Here is a 19,262-nt window from a genome sequence, read left to right as displayed (position 1 = left end):
TGCTGCGGACGGTGCCCCCTCGATGTTCAGAACGGGTACCACCGGACCTCCGGGTCGCCCTCGCGCAGCGATGCCACCCGGCGGCGGAACTCCGTCAGGGCCTTCGGGTTGGCCGGGGCGTGCTGGGAGACCCAGGCGCAGCTCGCCGTCTCGCGGGCGCCGCGCAGGACCGCGCACCCCTCCCACTCCCGGACGTCCCAGCCGTACGCGGCGGTGAAGGAGGCGTAGGCCGCCGGGTCCAGGCCGTAGCGGTCGCGGGAGAGGGCGAGGACCACCAGGTCGTGCTCCCGCAGGTCGGCGGAGAACGTCTCCAGGTCGACCAGGACCGGGCCGTCCGGCCCGACATGGACGTTGCGCGGGAGCGCGTCGCCGTGGATCGGGCCCGGCCGGAGGTGGGGGACCAGAGCGGCGGCCGCGGCGGCGAAACCGTCGCGGCGCTCGCGCAGGTAGTCCGCGTCCGCCGGGTCGATCGCGTCGCCCGCCAGCGTCAGCCAGCGCTCCACGCCGCCCAGCAGCTCGCGGCGCGGGAGCGTGAAGCCGGTCGGGGCGGGCAGCGCGTGCACCAGGGTCAGCAGCGGGGCGAGGTCGCGCGGCTCGGCGGGGCGTACGGCGTCGGGGAGCCGGTGCCACAGCGTCACCGGGTGGCCCTCCACGACCCGCACCTCGCTCTCGGCGGCGCGGACGGCCGGGACGCCGGAGGCGGCGAGCCAGTCGGCCAGCGCCACCTCCCGCTCGGCCCGCTCTCGCAGCTCGGGGTGGCCGGTGGCGTCCCGGCCGACCTTGACCACCAGGTCACCGGCGGCGAACACCGCGTTCTCGCCCAGCGCGAGCAGCTCCGCCGCACCGGGGAGCCCGGCGGCCGTCAGTACCTCGCGCGCACGCATCTCGTCCATGGGTGCGATTTTCGCATCCGCGCAGGCCACCTTGACGAAGCGACGGCCCGTCAGCACCATGACGGGGGCTTCCGGGCAGCCGGAACGGGATGAAGTCCGCCTCAGGTACATCAGGCAGATACGGGACAGAGGGGTCTTCTTCGTGACATCGGTGACTGCGGTGCAGCAGTCCGGGCCGGACGAACCGCGCGGCGGCCGGCCCGGCCGGGGAGGACGGGGAGGGAGCCCGCCGGGATCCCGGCGGCCCGGGGCTTCGGGCCCGCCGGGGGGCAAGGCGTTCGGGGACCGGGCCGCCTGGTTCCTGGTGCTGCCCGCGCTCATCCCGATCCTGGTCCTCAGCGTCGGACCGCTCCTCTACGGCATCGCGCTCGCCTTCACCGACGCCCAGTCCGGCCGGACCCGCTCCACCCAGTGGATCGGCACGCTCAACTTCCAGGACCTGCTCCACGACACCCTGTTCTGGGACTCGTTCCGGATCGGGCTGATCTGGGCCGCCGGCGTCACGATCCCGCAGTTCCTCCTGGCGCTCGGCCTCGCCCTCCTGCTCAACCAGAACCTGCGGATGCGCTGGCTGGCCCGTGCGCTGGCGATCATCCCCTGGGCGATGCCCGAGGTCGTCGTCGGCATCATGTGGCGGCTCGTCTACAACCCCGACGCCGGCATCCTCAACGAGACCGTCCGCGACCTCGGCCTCGGAGACGGGCGGGACTGGCTGACCGGCCTCGCCACCGCGCTCCCCGCCGTGATCCTCGTCGGCGTCTGGGCGGGCATGCCGCAGACCACCGTCGCGCTGCTCGCCGGACTCCAGAACACCCCGCGCGAACTCCACGAGGCGGCGGCCCTGGACGGGGCGGGCGCCTGGCGCCGGTTCCGTACGGTCACCTGGCCCGCGATCAAGCCCATCGCGCTCGCGATCTCCGCGCTCAACCTGATCTGGAACTTCAACTCGTTCGCCCTCGTCTACGTGCTGACCAGCGGCGGGCCCGGCGGCCGGACCCGGCTGCCGATGCTCTTCGCGTACGAGGAGGCGTTCCGCTACGGGCAGTTCGGCTACGCCGCCGCGATGGGCTGTGTGATGGTCGCGGTGATCTCCGTGCTCCTCGCCCTCTACCTCGTCGGCCGGCTCAGGGGAGGGGAGGACCGATGAAACGAGGCCCGATGAACCGAGGGGCGACGGGGCGCGAGTCCACCGGGCTGCGCACCGGCCGGGCCGCCCGCGCCGGGCAGTACGTGGCGCTCCTGGCGTACCTGGTCTTCCTCGCGTTCCCGTTCGTGTGGCTGATCTCGACCGCGTTCAAACCCGCCCGCGAACTGGGCTCGCTGCACCCCACCTGGATCCCCGAGCACCCCACCCTCGACAACTTCCGGCAGGCGTTCGACGAGCAGCCGCTGCTCCAGGCCGCCGCCAACTCGCTGATCGCCGCCGTCTCCGCGGCTCTGATCGCCGTCGTGATCGCCACCCCGATGGCGTACGTGATGGCCCGCCACCGGGGGCGCCTCGCCTCCGCCGCGACCGGCTGGGTCGTGGTCAGCCAGGCGTTCCCGTTCGTCCTGGTGATCATCCCGCTCTTCCTGGTGCTGAAGAACCTGCATCTGATCAACACCCTGGCCGGCCTGGTCCTCGTCTACGTCGTCTGGTCGCTGCCCTTCGCGCTGTGGATGCTCGCCGGATACGTACGGGCGGTCCCCGCCGAACTGGAGGAGGCCGCCGCCGTCGACGGGGCGGGCCGCGTCCGCACCCTCGTCTCGGTCGTCGCCCCGCTGCTCGCCCCCGGCCTCGTCGCCACCGCGCTGTTCGCCTTCATCACCGCATGGAACGAGTTCTTCTTCGCGCTCGTCCTGCTCAAGACCCCCAAGGAGCAGACGTTGCCGGTCGTCCTCACCCACTTCCTCGGCGCGGAGGGCGTGGCCGACCTCGGCCCGCTCGCCGCCGCCGCGTTCCTCGCCACCCTGCCCTCCCTCGTCCTCTTCGCCTTCATCCAGCGGCGGATCACCGGCGGGATGGCGGCCGGGGCGGTGAAGCACTGATGCGCGCCGCTCTCCGGCGGGCGGCCACCGCCGCCGTCCTGGCCCTGCTGCTCACCGGCTGCTCCGGCGGCGACGGCGACGGGCGGGACGCGGACGGCACGATCCGGCTCCGGTTCCAGTCGCTGGCCTGGCAGAAGGAGTCCGTCGACGCGAACAAGCAGTTGGTGAAGGAGTGGAACGCCGCCCACCCCGAGGTCCGGGTGGAGTACGTCCAGGGCAGCTGGGACAGCGTCCACGACCAACTGCTCACCTCGTTCGAGGGCGGTGAGGCGCCCGACATCATCCACGACGCCTCCGACGACCTGGCCGACTTCGCGTACGGGGGCTACCTCGCGGACCTCCGCCCCTACCTGCCCGCCCGGCTCCGGGCGGACATCCCCGAGCGGTCCTGGCGCACCACCACGTTCGGCGAGGGCGTCCACGGGGTGCCGTTCCTCCAGGAGCCCCGGGTCCTCATCGCCAACACGAAGCTGCTGAAGGCGTCGGGCGCGCGCATCCCGACCCCGGAGCGCCCCTGGAGCTGGAAGGAGTTCCGGCAGGTGACGAAGAAGCTGTCGGGCCAGGGGCGGTACGGGGTCGCCTGGCCGCTCAAGGAACCGGTCTCGGTCACCCTGAACCTGGGCCTGTCCGGTGGCGGTCAGCTCTTCCACCGCGACGGCGACGGCAAGGCGGTCCTGCGCTTCGAGCCGGGCGACGGCGTGGTGTCCGGCACCATCCACGACCAGGTCAACACCGACCGCAGCGCGGCCCGCAGCGCGCTGGGCATGGGAGGTTCGGACGCGCTGCCCGGGTTCTTCGGCGGCAAGTACGCGATGCTCCCGCTCGGGTTCTCCTACCGCCAGCAGATCATCCAGCAGGCCCCCGAGGGATTCGACTGGACGGTCCTGCCGATGCCCACGGGCGCCGGAGGCGCGGTCCAGGGCGTCAGCCCGCAGACGCTCTCCGTCGCGGAGGAGAGCCCGCACAAGAAGGAGGCCGTCGCGTTCATCGACTTCCTGCTGCGGCCCGCGAACATGGTGCGTCTGGCGCGCGGCGACTGGATGCTGCCCACCGGGACGGAGGCGCTGGCCGACCCGTCGCTGCGCTCGGCAGAGCACGGCTGGGCGGTCGGCACCGCCCTGGCCGAGGGGCTGCGGTCCGCCCCCGCGCAGTCGGTGCGCGGCTATCCCGAGTGGAAGGACAAGGTGGCGACCCCGGCGTACCAGGAGTTCTACAGCGGTGCGATCGACGCCGACGAGCTGAGGGAACGGCTGGTGGAGGACGGGAACCGGGTGCTCGCCCGCTACCAACGCTGATCCGGGGAGCGGACCTTCGGCGGTTCGGCGGAGACAAGAGGTTGCACGAGACGTCTCGTCTCGTTTAGTGTCACCGGCATGACGGAAACCCCGCGTGCCCACATCGCCATGTTCTCCATCGCCGCCCACGGACATGTGAACCCGAGCCTCGACGTCATCCGCGAGCTCGTCGACCGTGGACACCGCGTCAGCTACGCCATCCCCGCCTCCTTCGCCGACAAGGTCGCCGCCGCCGGGGCCGAGCCGGTGATCTGGACGTCGACCCTGCCGACCGACGAGGACCCCGACGCCTGGGGGACGGAGCTGATCGACAACATCGAGCCCTTCCTCGCCGACGCCGTCCAGGCGCTGCCGCAGCTCGCCGACGCCTTCGCCGGCGACGAGCCCGACCTCGTCCTGCACGACATCACCTCCTATCCCGCCCGCGTCCTCGCCCACCGCTGGGGCGTCCCCGCCGTCTCCCTCTGGCCCAACCTGGTCCCGTGGGAGGGGTACGAGAAGGAGGTGGCCGAACCGATGACCGCCGCGCTGCGGCAGACCGAGCGCGGCAAGGCGTACTACGCGCGCTTCGACGCCTGGCTCGCCGAGAACGGTCTGGGCCACCTCCCCGCCGACGACTTCGTCTCCCGCCCGCGCCTCGGGCTCGTCCTCATCCCCGAAGCGCTCCAGCCCCACGCGGACCGGGTGAACCGCGCCATGTACACCTTCGTCGGAGCCTGCCAGGGCGACCGCTCCGCCCAGGGTGAGTGGCGACGGCCCGCCGGCGCGGAGAAGGTGCTGCTGGTCTCGCTCGGCTCCTCCTTCACCAAGCAGCCCGCCTTCTACCGCGCGTGCGTCGCGGCCTTCGGTGACCTGCCCGGCTGGCACGTGGTGCTCCAGATCGGCGCACACGTCGACCCCGCCGAACTCGGCGACGTACCCGCCAATGTGGAAGTGCGGGACTGGGTGCCCCAGTTGTCGGTCCTCCGGCAGGCCGACGCCTTCATCACGCACGCGGGCGCGGGCGGGAGCCAGGAGGGGCTCGCCACCGGCACTCCGATGGTCGCCGTCCCCCAGGCCGTCGACCAGTTCGGCAACGCCGACATGCTCCAGTCGCTCGGGGTCGCGCGGCACCTCCCGATGGAGGAGGCGAACGCCGCGACCCTGCGCGAGGCCGTGCTGACCCTGGTGGACGACCCCGAAGTGGCGGCCCGTTGCGCCCGGTTGAGCGAACAGATGGCGCGCGAGGGCGGCACTCCGCGCGCTGCGGACCTCATCGAGGCGGAGTTGTCGCGCTGAGCGGACCCGACGGACTGGTATCCGGACGGGCCCCGCCCCGCCCCACCCGCCGCGACCTGCGGCTTCGTGGGGCGGGGCGCCGCTGTTTCGGCGCTGTGAAGCCGATGTGACGCCGGGTCCGGTCGGCGCATCTGCACGCCCGTCCTGGCGATTTCACACCCGGGACCGGGCGTTCACCCCCGTCGCGCACGCCTTCACAGATCTTCACGTGTCTTCACATGGGGTCACTTCGGCCGGGAGCGGGGTGACGGGGCGGTGACGCCGTGCGGCATGGCGTCGGTGGGCAGCCCCAACAACCCTTCTGAGCAGGCGATATGGGAAAGGCCGACGGCCATGCCCGGTCGCCTTCGGGGTGACGATTTCGGTGAGCCGGGGCGGTGCCGGCGTTCCCCGGCCGGTCTGACCAGCCAGGGCCGTTTTTCCGTTACGCAACCTTGTTCAACAAGTCACGCTTCCATGAGGGTCTTGAACTGTGCTCGTCAATCGGTCAGGGTTTCGAACCAGCCCCCGGAGATCTTCCGGCCGAGGGCCAATCCCCCCACAAAGAATGACGAGGAGAACCCTCTTCATGGCCAAGCACCAGCGCACCCGTCGTACCAAGCTGACCGCCGCCGTCACCGCTGTGGCGGCCGCCGCCGGGGTCACCCTCTTCGGGACCTCCTTCGCCGGAGCCGCGCCCGCCCCCATGGGAACGGTCTACGGCACGGACGCGGCCACCGCCGTCTCCGGCAGCTACATCGTCATGCTGGACGCCAAGAAGGCCGACAAGGCCGAACTCGCCAAGGAGTACGGCGGCAAGCTCAAGCGCGACTACTCCTCCAGCATCAACGGCTTCTCCGCCAGCGGCCTTTCGGAGACCGAGGCCAAGCGCCTCGCCGCCGACCCGGCCGTCGCCAAGGTGGTGCAGAACAAGAAGTTCAGCATCGACGCCACCCAGGACAACCCGCCGTCGTGGGGTCTCGACCGCATCGACCAGACCGAGACCGCGGGCGACAAGGCGTACAACTACCCCGACGCGGGCGGCGAGGGCGTCACCGCGTACGTCATCGACACCGGTGTCCGCGTCACCCACGAGGACTTCGAGGGCCGCGCCACCTCCGGCTTCGACGCCGTCGACAACGACGATGACGCCGACGACGGCAACGGCCACGGCACCCACGTCGCGGGCACCATAGCCGGGGCGGCGCACGGCGTCGCCAAGAAGGCGGACATCGTCGCCGTCCGCGTCCTCGACGACAACGGCTCGGGCACCACCGAGCAGGTCATCGCCGGGATCGACTGGGTCGCCGCCAACGCCAAGGGCCCGTCCGTCGCCAACATGAGCCTCGGCGGCGGGGCCGACCCGGCGCTCGACGAAGCGGTCCAGAAGGCCATCGCCGCGGGCATCACCTTCGGCGTGGCCGCCGGCAACGAGTCCAGCGACGCCGGCCAGGGCTCGCCCTCCCGCGTCCCCGAGGCGATCACCGTCGCCTCGTCCACCGTGGACGACGAGCAGTCGTCGTTCTCCAACTACGGCTCGGTCGTGGACATCTACGCCCCGGGCTCGGACATCACGTCCACCTGGAACGACAGCGACAGCGGCACCAACACCATCTCCGGCACCTCCATGGCGACCCCCCACGTCGTCGGCGCCGCCGCCGTCTACCTGGCGGGCCACCAGGACGCCACCCCGGAGGCCGTCGCCACGGCGCTCACCGAGGGAGCCACCCCGGACGCCATCAGCAACGCCACCGAGGGCACGGCCAACAAGCTCCTCAAGGTCGTCGAGTAACACCCCGTCCCACCCATCCGGTTCTTGACCGGACGCCGGGCGGCGGAGGCCCCACACCCCGCCGCCCGGACACCGCGCACAGCAGCCGCCGCGCTCTCCCCCACGGGGCGCGGCGGCTGCGCCGTTTCCCGGAGGGGGCGGACCGGGGCGCCCGTGGACGGGATCGCCGGAGGGCCGAATCACCCGAGGTCCCGGCGGACCGCGCACTAGGGTGAGTCGCCATGACGACGACGTACGCGGCCCTGCTGCGCGGGATCAACGTGAGCGGCAGCAAGAGGGTCCCGATGGCCGAACTGCGCACCGTGCTCACCGAGCTGGGGCACACCGGCATCGCCACCTATCTGCAGAGCGGCAACGCCGTCTTCCGCAGCGACGGCGACGACGAGAACGCGTTGGCCACGGCGCTGGAACAGGCCCTGCACCGGCGGTTCGGCTTCACCGTCGACTGCCTCGTCCGCGACGCCGGCTATCTCGCCGCCGTCGCCGAAGCCTGCCCCTTCCCCGCCGCCGAGCTGGAGGGCAGGCAGCTCCACGTCACCTACTTCGACCGGGCCGTGGACGCCGAGCGCTTCGCGGACCTGGAGGCGGGCGGCTTCCTGCCCGAGGAGTTCCGGCTCGGCGACCGCTGTCTGTACCTGTACGCCCCCGACGGCCTCGGCCGCTCGAAGCTGGCCGAGGCGCTGGCCCGCCCCCGCCACGTCAAGGGGCTCACCGCCACCACCCGCAACTGGAACACCGTCGCCAAGCTGGTGGAGCTGACCCGCGACTGAACGAACCGGCCGGGTCCCCTCGCCGCCCCGGACGGCTCGTACCGTCCGGGGCGGCGAGGGGCGCACTGCCCGGGAAGACGGACCCGTACCGCCCGGGGTCCGTACCGCCCGGGGCGGCGAGGCCCGTGCCGTCAGCGGCCGGGAAGCGCGATCAGTCGTCGGGGAAGCGGTCGGCCGCTCGCCCGGCCTACCGGCAGAAGGTGTCCTTCCGGGGGAGCTCGCCCTCCACCAGGTAGCGCGTGGTGGTGTTCAGCCCGCACGCGTTGTCGCCCAGCACATAGGAGCCGTGCCCGCTGTCGGCGACCGACAGCAGCCGGGACCGGTCCGCGAACTTCTTCCGGAGCGCCTTGGCCCCCACGTACGGGGTCGGCACGTCGTGCACGTTCTGGACGAGCAGGATGTTGCGCGGCCCGTCGTCGTCGATCGCGACCGGCGGCTCGGCCGGGGCGTACGGCCAGAACGCGCACGGGTTGATGTTGGCGGCGGCGGCGCCGAACAGCGGATAGCGCTCACGGTGCTCCGCGACGGCCTTGCGGTAGACGCCGACCTTCTCGGGCCAGTCGACGTCGTTGCAGGTGACGGCCATGAAGACGGAGAGGGAGTTGTCCAGCCCGGCCGGGGTGTCCGCGGCGCTCGGCTCCGGCGGGGCGGCCGCACGGACGCCCGCCGCGTCTCCGTTCTCCAGCGCCTGCCACTGCTGGGCCAGTTGGGGGTAGCGCGTCTCCTTGTACAGGAAGGCGAAGACGAGCTGACGGAACTGGACCCCGTTCACACCGGCCACCGGCTTCTCGTCGAGCCGCGCGGCGAGGTCGAGGTAGCTCCGCCGCACCTGGGCGGGGGTGCGGCCGAGCCCGTAGCTCTCGTGCCGGGCAGCGGCCCACCGGGCGAAGTCGGGGAACGTCTGCTCCATCCCGAGCGCGTAGCGGCGCATCCCCTCCGGATCGAGGTGGGTGTCGCCGATGACGCTGTCGAGGACGATCCGGTCGGAGCGTTCGGGGAACATCGAGGCGTACGCGGCGCCGAGCGAGGTGCCGTAGGAGTACCCGAGGTAGCTGGTCCGCTCCTCGCCGAGCGCCTCCCGGATCCGGTCCAGGTCGCGGGCGGCGTTCGCCGTGGTCACATGGGGCAGCAGGCCCTTGGTGTCCTTGCTCTCGCACTGCGCGGCCACCTTCTTCGCGATCTTCGCCTGGGAGAGGACCGCCGCGTCGTCGACCGCGTACGGCGGGACGTTGGCGAAGTACGGCCCGTCCGGGGTCAGTCCGCACGCCAGCGGGGACGAGCGCCCGATGCCCCGGGTATCCATGCCGATCAGGTCGTAGGTGTCGAGGACGCTCGCGGGCAGCCCCATCGAGACGAGGAACGCCGGCTGCGACAGGCCCGATCCGCCGGGCCCGCCCGGGTTGAGCATCAGCGTGCCGCGCCGGCGGTCCGGATCGGTGCTCGCGAGCCGGGAGATCATCAGGTCGATCCCGGCGCCGTCCGGATCGCCGTAGTCCACGGGTACGGGGACGGTCGCGCACTCCAGCACGGTGGGGGCGGCCTCGGCCACCACGTCGTCGGGGCACGCGCCCCAGGTCGGCGTCCGCTTCGGCGGCCCCTCGGCGACGGCCGGTCCGGTGGCGAGCGAACCGCCGAGTCCGAGTCCCAGGGCGACCGCCAGGGCCGCGCTCCGCCGGATTCCGCGTGATCGTGTCATGTCGGTTCTCCCCATGCGCTCTCGGTGCCGCGGTCGCGCCCATCGCACTCCGTGCCCTCGGGGCATGGTCAAGACCGCCCCGCCGCGTGATCGCGGGAACGGGCGGGGGCGGCGGGAAGCGGGCGGGAAGCGGGCGGGGGCCGCCGGGATCGGGCGGAATCGGGCAGGGGGCGGACGGGGATCGAACAGCCGGGCCGGGGCACAGGAGTGGAGAGGCCGTCCACCGGGGCGGCCCGCCGGGCGGCGCCGTGCCGCGGGCGGCAGGAAGCGGGCGCCTGGAGGGCTTGCCGTGACGTGGAGCACGAGGCAGGTGGCGGAACTCGCCGGCACGACGCTCAAGACCGTGCGGCACTACCACAAGCTGGGCCTGCTGGAGGAGCCGGAACGATCGGCCAACGGCTACAAGCGGTACGGTGTGAAGCACCTGGTGCGGCTGATGGGCATCCGCCGTCTGGTCGACCTGGGCGTGCAGCTCGCCGACGTCCCCTCGGTGCAGGCCGCGGACGGCCGGGCGGAACAGATCCTGCGCACCCTGGACGGCGAGCTGGCACGGAACATCGAACGGCAGCAGCGCATGCGCCGCGAGATCGCGGCCGTGCTGGACGACGGCACCTCCCTCGGCCTGCCACCGGAGTTCGGGGCGGCGGCGTCCGACCTGCCGCAGCCCCAGCAGGCGCTCCTGGTGGCGTACTCCAGCATCCTCACACCCCGCGCCATGTCGGTCATCCGGGAGCAGTTCGCCGCGCCCCGCGACGACAGCGCCACCGAGTTCGAGCAGCTGACGGAGGACGCGACCGAGGAGGAGCGCGACCGGCTGGCGCGTCTGCTGGCGGCCGAGGCCCGCCGCCAGCAGGAGGCGCACCCCTTCATCGCGGACCTGGACGCGTCCTCCCGCCGCGACGGGGCGGTCGCCCGATCCGTCGTCGCGCAAGCCCTCGCCGAGTTCTCCAACACGGCCCAGCTCGACGTCCTGCGCCGGATGCACGCTCTCCTCGCCGCGGAGGAACACGACGAGGGGGAGGAGCGGGCGGAGCGAGCGGTGCGGGGCGGGCGGGCCGGGCGAGACCGGGCGGACGGGGAAGGACCCGTCGGACGAGACCGGGCCGACGGGCGCACGAAGTCGGCCGGCCGCGGCGAGCGGGTCGGATCCGCCGCCTGATCGCACGGCGACGGCGCACCGGGCCGCGCGAGCCCCCCGCCGATGCCGCACCGGGCCGCGTGAGCCGTCACACCGGGCCGCGCGAGCCCCCACGGCGGCGACGCGCCGGGCCGCGCGAGTCGCCGCACCGGGCCGTGCGAGCCGACGCACCGCGCGAGCCGCCGCGACGGCCCCGAGGTAACGGTTCGGCGCCCTCAGATCACGGTTCGGACGCTGCGGATCACGGTAAGGGGGCCGTGGCCCCCACCCCGCCCGATACAGGTTAGCCTTGCCTTCGTTTGGCTGGAGGTGGCTGTCCGGAAATCGCCCTCTCCGCCGTCCGTGACACGGTGAGGAGCAGGGGAATGGGGGCCGACAGCGCCGCCGGGCGGGGCGTCATACGCCGCGCCGTCGCCGGGCAGCGCCGGGACGTCGTCGCCGGCTCCCTCCTCGGGGCCTGCCACCAGATCGGCGAGGCCCTCGTCCCCGTTCTGATCGGGATCGTCGTCGACCGTGCCGTGGTCCGCCCCGACGGAGGAGCGCTGACGCTCTGGCTGGTGGTCCTCGCCGTCGTCTACACCCTCCTCTCCTACGGCTTCCGTTTCGGCGCCCGCGCCGGTGAGCGCGCCGCCGAACAGGCCGCCCACCGACTGCGCCTGGACGTCCTGCGCCGGGTCCTCGCCCCGCACGGAGGAGCGGAAGCGGGCCGTCCGCCCGGCGCGCTGGTCAACGTGGCCACCGAGGACGCCCGCCGCGTCGGGGCGGTCAACATGGCCCTGACCCTGGGCGTCGCCGCCGTCGTCGGAGTCGTCGCGGGCGCGGTGCTCCTGCTGCGCGCCTCCGTGCCCCTCGGCCTCCTCGTCCTTGTCGGCGCCCCGGTGCTGATGGCGCTCGGCCACTTCCTGGCCCGCCCTCTGGAACACCGCAGCGAGGCCGAACAGGAACAGGCCGCGCACGCCTCCGGGGTGGCCGCCGACCTGGTCGCCGGGGTCCGTGTGCTCAAGGGCCTGCGCGCCGAGCGCGCCGCCGTCGCCCGCTACCGCGCCACCAGCCGGGCCTCCCGCGACGCCAACGTGCGGGCCGCCCGCGCCGCCGCCCTCCAGACCGGTCTGATGCTCACGCTGACCGGCTCGTTCATCGCGCTCGTCGCCCTCGTCGGCGGCCGTCTGGTCCTCAGCGGCTCGATCGGCCTCGGCGCCCTCGTCTCCGCCGTCGGCCTCGCCCTCTTCCTGCCGGGACCGATCAGCGTGCTGGCCTGGGTCGGCGCCGAACTGGCCAAGGGCCGCGCCTCCGCCGCCCGCATCGCCGATGTGCTGGCCGCCCCCGGCGAGACCACCGGGGGCAGCGCGGAGCCCACCGTCCCCGCCCCCGGCGAACTGCGCCTGAACGGCCTCGGCCACGCCGGACTCGACGCCCTCGACCTGACCGTGCGCCCCGGCGAACACCTCGGGCTCGTCGTCACCGACCCGGCCGACGCCGCCACCCTGCTGCACTGCCTGGCCCGCCGCTGCGACCCGGACCGGGGGAGCGTCGAACTCGACGGCGTCCCCCTCACCGAACTGGCCCCCGCCGCCCTGCGCTCGGCACTGCTCGTCGCCGAGCACGACGCCCAGCTCTTCGACGGCACCCTCCTGGAGAACGTCACCGCCGCCGCCCCCGCCGGGACCGACCCGCACCCCGCGATGGACGCCGCCGCCGTCGACGAGGTGGCCGCCACCCTGCCCGGCGGCGCGCACGGCCGGATCGGGGAACGCGGCAGCTCCCTCTCCGGCGGCCAGCGCCAACGGGTCGCCCTGGCCCGCGCCCTCGCCGCCGACCGGGCCGTCCTCGTCGTCCACGACCCGACCACCGCCGTCGACGCCGCCACCGAGGCCCGCATCGCCGCCGGCATCCGCCGCGCCCGCACGGGCCGTACCACCGTCCTGGTCACCAGCAGCCCGGCCCTGCTCGCCGCGACCGACCGCGTCGTCCTCGTCGACGGCGGGACCGTCGCCGCCGAGGCCCCGCACGAGGACCTCGTACGCGACCATCCCGTCTACCGCACGGCGGTGCTCACATGACCACGCCCCCGCACACCGCCGACGAGGGCGCCGAGCTCCTCCCCGTCGCCACCGCTGCCCGCACCCGCGCAGCCCTGCGCACCCTGGTGCGGCCCGACCGGGGCCTCGCCCTCACCGGCATCGGCGTGCTGGTCGCGGCCACCGTCATTGGTCTCCTCGTCCAGCCGCTGCTGGGCCGGATCGTCGACGTCGTCGCCGACGGCCGCCCCGCCGGAGACCTGACCCTTCCGGTCGTGCTGCTCATCGCGGTCGCCGCCGTCCAGGGCGTCACCACGACCCTCGGGCTGACCCGCGTCGCCCGCCTCGGCGAGACCGTCCTGGCCCGGCTGCGCGAGCAGTTCGTCGAACGCGCCCTGAACCTCCCCGCCGACCGCCTGGAACGCGCCGGCTCCGGAGACCTCACCGCCCGCGTCACCGGCGACGTCGCTCGGGTCACCGAGGCCGTCCGCTCCGCCCTGCCCGAGATGGCCCGCTCCGTCCTCGCGATCGGCCTCACCCTCGGCGCCCTGGCCCTGCTGGACGTACGGTTCCTCCTCGCCGCGCTGCTCGCCGTCCCCGTCCAACTGCTCACCGCCCGCTGGTACGTACGCCGCGCCGTCACGCTCTACGCCGACCAGCGCGTCGCCAACGGGGCTCAGCAGCAACAGCTCCTGGAGACGATCGGCGGGGCCGTCACCGTACGCGGCCACCGGCTGGAGGAGCGGCACACCGAGCGCGGCGCGGACCGCTCGCGCAAGGCCGTCGACCTCACCATGCGCAGCGTCAACCTGGTGCTCGGCTTCTACGGACGGCTGCACATCGCCGAGTACATCGGCCTGGCCGCCGTCCTGATCGCCGGATTCTGGCTGGTCCGCGACGGCGCGGTGTCCATCGGTACGGCCACGGCCGCCGCCCTCTACTTCCACAGCCTCTTCGGGCCCGTCAACGCCGCGCTCGTCCTCCTCGACGACGCCCAGTCGGCGGCGGCCGGACTCGCCCGCCTGGTCGGCGTGACCGACCTCGCGGAACAGCCGGAGCCGAAGCCCGGAAAGCCGGAGGCCGCTGGAAGGCCGGAGCCCGGAAGGCTGGAGCCCGCTGGAAAGCCGGAGCCCGGAAGGCGGGAGCCCGACGGAGAGCCGTTGCCCGGAGAACCGGAGCCCGCCGGAAAGGCGACGCCCGGAAAGGCCGCGCCCGCCTCCGTACCGCGTCAGCGCGTCGCCTCTCCGGAAGCCGCCGTCTCCGTCCACGCCGTCAGCCACGCCTACGGCCCCGGCCGCCCCGTGCTGCACGAGGTGTCCCTCACCCTGGCGCCCGGCGAACACGTCGCGCTCGTCGGGGCCAGCGGAGCCGGGAAGTCGACGCTCGCCCGGATCGTCGCCGGCGTCCAGCAGCCCACCGCCGGAACGGTCACGGGTCCCACCGCCGGAACGGTCACCGCACCGGCAGGCCCGGGCGGACCGTCGGTCGTCCTGGTCACCCAGGAGGTCCACGTCTTCACCGGCACCCTCGCCGACGACCTCCGCCTCGCCCGCCCCGACGCCACCGACGACGACCTCCGCGCGGCCCTGGCCACCGTGGACGCGCTCGACTGGGCCGCGGCGCTCCCGGACGGACTCGCCACCGTCGTCGGCGAGGGCGGCCACCGGCTCGACGCCGCCCGCGCCCAGCAGCTCGCCCTCGCCCGGCTCGTCCTGGCCGACCCGGCCCTCGCCGTCCTCGACGAGGCGACCGCCGAGGCCGGCAGCGCCGGGGCGCGGGCCCTGGAACGCTCCGCCGGGGCCGCCCTCACCGGCCGCACCGCCCTCGTCGTCGCCCACCGCCTCACCCAGGCCGTCGCCGCCGACCGCGTCGTCGTGCTGGAGGCCGGGCGCGTCGTCGAGAGCGGCCCCCACGAGATGCTGCGCGACGCGGACGGCCCGTACGCCGCCCTGTGGCGCGCCTGGTCCGGCAGCCGTGCCGCACCGCACCCCTGAAGCACCGCACCCCTGACCCCACGCCCACGTCCGTCCCGGCGCCCGCCCGCCCTCCCGAAGGAAACCGTCATGTTCCGCATGTTCCAGCGCACCCGGCTGACCGCCGTGGCCGCGTCCGCCCTGCTGCTCTTCGGGGCCGCGGCCTGCGGCTCCGGCGACAGCGGCGACGACGCCGCCGCACCGTCCGGCGACAGCGCGAAGAAGGGGGCCTACCCGGTCACCCTCGACCACAAGTACGGCGCGACCACCCTCAAGTCCGAGCCGCAGCGCATCGTCACGGTCGGCCTCTCCGACCAGGACGCCGTGCTCGCGCTCGGCAAGGTCCCGGTCGGGACCACGGAGTGGCTCGGCGAGTTCAAGGGCGCCATCGGCCCCTGGGCCGAGAAGGCCCTCGGCGACAAGGCGCGGCCCACCGTCCTGCACGACGACGGCACCGGCCCCCAGGTCGAGAAGATCGCCTCGCTGCGCCCCGACCTGATCCTCGCCCTGTACTCGGGCCTCACCAAGGACCAGTACCGCACCCTCTCCAAGATCGCCCCGGTCGTCGCCCAGCCCAAGGACGGCCCGGACTGGTCCATCTCCTGGCAGGACCAGACCGCGCAGGTCGGCAAGGCCCTCGGCAAGAGCGACGAGGCCGAGGCCCTGGTCGCCAGGACCGAGAAGCACATCACCGACGCCGCCGCCGCGCACCCCGAGTTCAAGGGCAGGAGCGCCGTCATGGCCACCCCGTACGAGGGCATGTACGTCTACGGCCCGCAGGACAACCGCTCCCGCCTCCTCAACGGCCTCGGTTTCCAGCTCCCCACCGACCTGAACACGGTCGTCGGCGACGCGTTCGGCGCGAACATCAGCAAGGAGCGCACCGACCTCCTGGACACCGACGCCGTCGTCTGGATCGTCACCGACCCGGCGAAGGACACCCGGAAGCTCCACGCCGACCCGCTGTACGGCAAGCTCGCCGTCGCCAAGGAGGGCCGCGAGGTCATGGTGAAGGAGAGCAGCCACTTCGGCAGCGCCATCTCCTTCGTGAGCCCGCTCAGCCTCCCGTACACCGTCGACCGCCTGGTCCCGATGCTGGCCGCCGCCGTGGACGGCAAGACGGACACGAAGGTCGAGCACCCCGCGTCCTGACGCCCTCGGGTGTGCTGCCGTTCTGGCCGGCCACCCGTCCCTTCCGGGCCGCCCCGTCGACGCGGGGCGGCCCGCCCACCCCTCCCGTGAGGAACCGGACCGTGGAGCCAGCCCCGTGACCCGCCCCGCCCGATGGCGCCCCGCGCTGCTCGTGGTCGCACTCGCCGCCGTGCTGGTCGTGCTCTGCCTGCTCTCGCTCGGCCTCGGGGCGCTCAGCATCCCGCCCGGCGACGTGATCAAGGCCCTGACGGGACAGCCGACCGGCCCCCGTGTCGAGGACGTCGTCTGGTCCGTGCGCGTCCCGCGTACGGTCCTGGGCCTCGCCGCCGGAGCCGCCCTCGGCCTCTCCGGCTGCGTGATGCAGGCGCTGACCCGCAACCCGCTGGCCGACCCCGGCATCCTCGGCGTCAGCGCCGGAGCCGCGTTCGCCATCGTCATCGCCGCCGGGGTCGCCGGCATCGGCTCGCTGCTCGGCTACATCTGGTTCGCCTTCGCCGGGGCCATGGCGGCGAGCGTCGTCGTCTATCTGCTGGGCCGGCTGGGGCGTTCGGGGTCGACCCCGGTGAAACTCGCGCTCGCCGGAGTCGCGGTCACCGCCGTGCTGTCCTCGCTGACCAGCGCCGTCGTCCTCACCGACCCGGCCGCGCTGGACCGCTTCCGGTTCTGGTCGGCCGGATCGCTCGCCGACCAGGACGCCTCCACCGTGCTGCGCGTCCTGCCCTTCCTCGGACTCGGCGCGCTCCTCGCCCTCGCGAGCGCCCCCGCCCTCAACAGCCTCGCCCTCGGCGACGACGTGGCCGCCTCCCTCGGCCGCAGGCTCGGCCTCGTCCGCCTCCAGGGCGTCGTCGCCGTCACGCTGCTCACCGGGGCGGCGGTCGCGGTGATCGGGCCCGTCGTCTTCATCGGCCTGGTCGTCCCGCACGTCGCCCGGGTCCTCGCCCAGTACGCCGGGCTCGGCCCCGACCACCGCCGGCTGCTCCCGCTCTCGGCCGCGCTCGCCGCCGGACTGCTGCTCGGCGCGGACATCCTCGGCCGGGTCATCGCCCGGCCCGTCGAGGTCCAGGCCGGGATCATCGTCGCCTTCCTCGGCGGGCCGTTCTTCATCGCCCTGGTCCGCCGACGCCGCCTCGCGGAGATCTGACCATGACCACCGAGACCGAGACCGAGACCCAGACCGACACCGCCACCGGGAAGACCGCCGGAGCCCGGGCCGCCCGGCCCTTCCGGCTCGCCTTCCCGCCGGTGTCCGGCACCCTGCGCCCCCGCCAACTCGCCGTCTCCGCCGGGCTCGCCGTCGCCGTCTTCGTGGCGCTGTGCTGGAACGTCTCCATCGGCGAGTACGGCATCCCCCTCACCGACGTGGCCCGCGCCCTCACCGGCTCCGGCGACCCGGGCACCCTTCTCGTCGTCCAGGAGCTGCGGCTGCCCCGCGCCATGACGGGGCTCCTCGCCGGCATCGCGTTCGGCATGTCCGGGGCGCTGTTTCAGACGATGACCCGCAACCCGCTCGCCAGCCCCGACATGATCGGCCTCACCCAGGGCGCCGGCACCGCCGTGGTCGCGGGCATCGTGCTCGGCTGGGACTTCGGCCTCGGCACCCAGGCCCTCGGTCTGCTCGGGGCCCTCGCCAGCGCCCTCCTCGTCTACGGGCTCGCCTGGCGGCGCGGCACCACCGGCTACCGCATCATCCTCGTCGGCATCGGCGTCTCCTGGATCTGCCTCAGCGCCACCGACTACCTGCTCGCCCGGGGCGGCCGCTTCCAGGCGCAGGCCGCCCTCGGCTGGCTCGTCGGCAACCTCAACGGCCGTGACTGGCAGCAGGCCGCGCCCCTCGCGTACGCCCTCGTCGTCCTGGTCCCCGCCGCCCTGCTCATCGGCCGCCTCATGCGGACGCTGCAACTCGGCGACGACGTGGCCAAGGGGCTCGGCACCCGCGTCCAGGCCGTCCGCCTGACCGTCCTGCTCACCGGCGTCGGCCTGGTCGCCTTCGCCACCGCGGCCGCCGGGCCCGTCGCGTTCGTGGCGCTCGCCGCCCCGCAGATCGCCCAGCGGCTCTGCCGTACGGCCTGGCCGCCCCCACTCGCCGGCGGACTCACCGGCGCCGCCATCGTCCTCGCGTCCGACGTTCTGGCACGCGAACTGATCCCGGGCACCGAACTGCCCGTCGGGATCGTCACCGGAGTGCTCGGCGCCCCGGTGCTGCTCTGGCTGCTCATCCGCGTCAACCGCGCGGGCTCAGGAGGCTGACCGATGTCCACCGCCGAACCCGACCTGCGGGCCGAGGGCCTGCGCCTGGGCTACGACGACCGGGTCGTCGTCAGCGGCCTCGACCTGGCCGTCCCGCCCGGCCGGATCACCGCCATCGTCGGCGCCAACGCCTGCGGCAAGTCCACCCTGCTGCGCGCCCTGGCCCGTCTGCTGGCCCCCCGCGAAGGCACGGTCAGCCTGGACGGACGCGCCCTGCACGCCATTCCCACCCGGGAGTTGGCGCAGCGGCTCGGCATCCTCCCGCAGTCACCCGTCGCCCCCGATGGACTCACCGTCATCGACCTCGTCAACCGGGGCCGCTCCCCGCACCAGACCTGGTGGCGGCAGTGGACCAAGGCCGACGAGCAGGCGGTACACGACGCGCTCGCCGCGACCGGCACCACCGACCTCGCCGACCGCGCAGTGGACGAACTCTCCGGCGGCCAGCGCCAGCGCGCGTGGATCGCCATGGCCGTCGCCCAGGGCACCCCGGTCCTGTTGCTCGACGAGCCGACGACGTACCTCGACCTCGCCCACCAGATCGACGTCCTGGACCTCGTCGTGGACCTCAACCGGAACGAGGGCCGCACGATCGTCATGGTCCTGCACGACCTCAACCAGGCCTGCCGGTACGCCGACCACGTCATCGCGATGAAGAAGGGCCGCGTCGTCGCGGAGGGCGCCCCGGCCGACGTGATCACCGCCGAGACCGTCGAGGACGTCTTCGGCCTGCGCTGCCGGGTCACCACGGACCCGGTGAGCCGGACCCCGCTGGTGATCCCGGTCGGCCGCCACCACACCCCGGAGCCGGAGACCGAGGAGCCGGCCAAGACCCTCGGCTGACGGGCCGGGCGGCCCCCGCGAGTGGCCCGCGTACGACGCCGAGGCCGCCCGCCACCACGACGCGGGCTTCTCCGAACCCGAGCGCGCCCGGTCCGGCGGGCCGACTCGCCGCGCCGCCGCCCGGCCGGCTCGTACAGAACGGGGCAGCGGGCCCGTACCG

14 protein-coding genes and 1 pseudogene are annotated in these 19,262 nt (G+C 73.8%); 13 read left to right on the top strand and 2 right to left on the bottom strand.

Features of this window, described 5'->3' with window-relative positions:
* Nucleotides 1-26: 26 nt before the first annotated feature.
* Nucleotides 27-893: a phosphotransferase enzyme family protein gene (locus IF19_RS0101195; protein ID WP_030187463.1), complete on the bottom strand. Its 867-nt coding sequence runs from the start codon at nucleotides 891-893 to the stop codon at nucleotides 27-29.
* Nucleotides 894-1,044: 151 nt separating this feature from the next.
* Between IF19_RS0101195 and IF19_RS0101190 the strand changes: the two genes are divergently transcribed.
* The 6 genes and pseudogenes from IF19_RS0101190 to IF19_RS0101165 all read left to right on the top strand — a co-directional run bounded on the left by IF19_RS0101190 (nucleotide 1,045) and on the right by IF19_RS0101165 (nucleotide 8,035).
* Nucleotides 1,045-2,040: a carbohydrate ABC transporter permease gene (locus tag IF19_RS0101190; protein WP_050493737.1), complete on the top strand. Its 996-nt coding sequence runs from the start codon at nucleotides 1,045-1,047 to the stop codon at nucleotides 2,038-2,040.
* Between the two features lie 11 nt (nucleotides 2,041-2,051).
* Complete coding sequence (locus tag IF19_RS0101185; protein WP_050493736.1) at nucleotides 2,052-2,921, top strand: carbohydrate ABC transporter permease; 870 nt, start codon at nucleotides 2,052-2,054, stop codon at nucleotides 2,919-2,921.
* Nucleotides 2,921-4,216, top strand: coding sequence for an ABC transporter substrate-binding protein (locus IF19_RS0101180; protein WP_030114923.1), 1,296 nt, complete (start codon nucleotides 2,921-2,923; stop codon nucleotides 4,214-4,216). The genes IF19_RS0101185 and IF19_RS0101180 overlap by 1 nt, the downstream gene beginning before the upstream one ends.
* Nucleotides 4,216-5,494, top strand: a pseudogene (gene mgt / locus IF19_RS0101175) (macrolide-inactivating glycosyltransferase). Before IF19_RS0101180 ends, mgt begins: the two are co-directional and overlap by 1 nt.
* Before the next feature lie 568 nt (nucleotides 5,495-6,062).
* Nucleotides 6,063-7,265, top strand: a complete 1,203-nt coding sequence (locus IF19_RS0101170; protein WP_030114925.1) for a S8 family peptidase — start codon at nucleotides 6,063-6,065, stop codon at nucleotides 7,263-7,265.
* 221 nt (nucleotides 7,266-7,486) lie between these two features.
* Nucleotides 7,487-8,035, top strand: a complete 549-nt coding sequence (locus IF19_RS0101165) for a DUF1697 domain-containing protein (RefSeq protein WP_030114926.1) — start codon at nucleotides 7,487-7,489, stop codon at nucleotides 8,033-8,035.
* 187 nt (nucleotides 8,036-8,222) lie between these two features.
* On the opposite strand, the gene IF19_RS0101160 is transcribed toward IF19_RS0101165, so the two are convergent.
* Nucleotides 8,223-9,731, bottom strand: coding sequence for an alpha/beta hydrolase (locus IF19_RS0101160; RefSeq protein WP_030119876.1), 1,509 nt, complete (start codon nucleotides 9,729-9,731; stop codon nucleotides 8,223-8,225).
* A gap of 289 nt (nucleotides 9,732-10,020) precedes the next feature.
* On the opposite strand from IF19_RS0101160, the gene IF19_RS0101155 reads away from it, so the two are divergent.
* The 7 genes from IF19_RS0101155 (at nucleotide 10,021) to IF19_RS0101125 (ending at nucleotide 19,102) form a co-directional block, all read left to right on the top strand.
* Complete coding sequence (locus tag IF19_RS0101155) at nucleotides 10,021-10,890, top strand: MerR family transcriptional regulator (protein WP_078580391.1); 870 nt, start codon at nucleotides 10,021-10,023, stop codon at nucleotides 10,888-10,890.
* A gap of 344 nt (nucleotides 10,891-11,234) precedes the next feature.
* Entirely contained in the window at nucleotides 11,235-12,929 is a 1,695-nt protein-coding gene (locus IF19_RS0101150) for an ABC transporter ATP-binding protein (RefSeq protein ID WP_030276163.1), read from the top strand.
* Entirely contained in the window at nucleotides 12,926-14,881 is a 1,956-nt protein-coding gene (locus tag IF19_RS0101145) for an ABC transporter ATP-binding protein (RefSeq protein WP_030276165.1), read from the top strand. Before IF19_RS0101150 ends, IF19_RS0101145 begins: the two co-directional genes overlap by 4 nt.
* A 69-nt stretch (nucleotides 14,882-14,950) precedes the next feature.
* Nucleotides 14,951-16,012, top strand: coding sequence for an iron-siderophore ABC transporter substrate-binding protein (locus tag IF19_RS0101140; RefSeq protein ID WP_030114934.1), 1,062 nt, complete (start codon nucleotides 14,951-14,953; stop codon nucleotides 16,010-16,012).
* 115 nt (nucleotides 16,013-16,127) lie between these two features.
* Nucleotides 16,128-17,153, top strand: coding sequence for a FecCD family ABC transporter permease (locus tag IF19_RS0101135; RefSeq protein ID WP_030119882.1), 1,026 nt, complete (start codon nucleotides 16,128-16,130; stop codon nucleotides 17,151-17,153).
* A 2-nt stretch (nucleotides 17,154-17,155) separates the two neighbouring features.
* A complete protein-coding gene (locus IF19_RS0101130) occupies nucleotides 17,156-18,259 on the top strand; it encodes a FecCD family ABC transporter permease (protein WP_030114937.1) in 1,104 nt (367 codons plus the stop codon).
* Between the two features lie 3 nt (nucleotides 18,260-18,262).
* Complete coding sequence (locus tag IF19_RS0101125; RefSeq protein ID WP_030114938.1) at nucleotides 18,263-19,102, top strand: ABC transporter ATP-binding protein; 840 nt, start codon at nucleotides 18,263-18,265, stop codon at nucleotides 19,100-19,102.
* Nucleotides 19,103-19,262: the final 160 nt, after the last annotated feature.

Source organism: Streptomyces californicus, assembly GCF_000717645.1.
Classification (GTDB): Bacteria; Actinomycetota; Actinomycetes; order Streptomycetales; family Streptomycetaceae; genus Streptomyces; species Streptomyces californicus.
Note: the sequence above shows the minus strand (reverse complement) of the source record. Positions and strands in the feature narration are given on the sequence as shown.

What these genes read in the sequence shown, in the direction of transcription:
- IF19_RS0101140 (WP_030114934.1), top strand. Translation starts at nt 14,951, where the DNA reads ATGTTCCGCATGTTCCAGCGCACCCGGCTGACCGCCGTGGCCGCGTCC.
- IF19_RS0101145 (WP_030276165.1), top strand. Translation starts at nt 12,926, where the DNA reads ATGACCACGCCCCCGCACACCGCCGACGAGGGCGCCGAGCTCCTCCCC.
- IF19_RS0101185 (WP_050493736.1), top strand. Translation starts at nt 2,052, where the DNA reads ATGAACCGAGGGGCGACGGGGCGCGAGTCCACCGGGCTGCGCACCGGC.
- IF19_RS0101180 (WP_030114923.1), top strand. Translation starts at nt 2,921, where the DNA reads ATGCGCGCCGCTCTCCGGCGGGCGGCCACCGCCGCCGTCCTGGCCCTG.
- IF19_RS0101165 (WP_030114926.1), top strand. Translation starts at nt 7,487, where the DNA reads ATGACGACGACGTACGCGGCCCTGCTGCGCGGGATCAACGTGAGCGGC.
- IF19_RS0101160 (WP_030119876.1), bottom strand. Translation starts at nt 9,731, where the DNA reads ATGACACGATCACGCGGAATCCGGCGGAGCGCGGCCCTGGCGGTCGCC.
- IF19_RS0101125 (WP_030114938.1), top strand. Translation starts at nt 18,263, where the DNA reads ATGTCCACCGCCGAACCCGACCTGCGGGCCGAGGGCCTGCGCCTGGGC.
- IF19_RS0101195 (WP_030187463.1), bottom strand. Translation starts at nt 893, where the DNA reads ATGGACGAGATGCGTGCGCGCGAGGTACTGACGGCCGCCGGGCTCCCC.
- IF19_RS0101170 (WP_030114925.1), top strand. Translation starts at nt 6,063, where the DNA reads ATGGCCAAGCACCAGCGCACCCGTCGTACCAAGCTGACCGCCGCCGTC.
- IF19_RS0101150 (WP_030276163.1), top strand. Translation starts at nt 11,235, where the DNA reads ATGGGGGCCGACAGCGCCGCCGGGCGGGGCGTCATACGCCGCGCCGTC.
- IF19_RS0101130 (WP_030114937.1), top strand. Translation starts at nt 17,156, where the DNA reads ATGACCACCGAGACCGAGACCGAGACCCAGACCGACACCGCCACCGGG.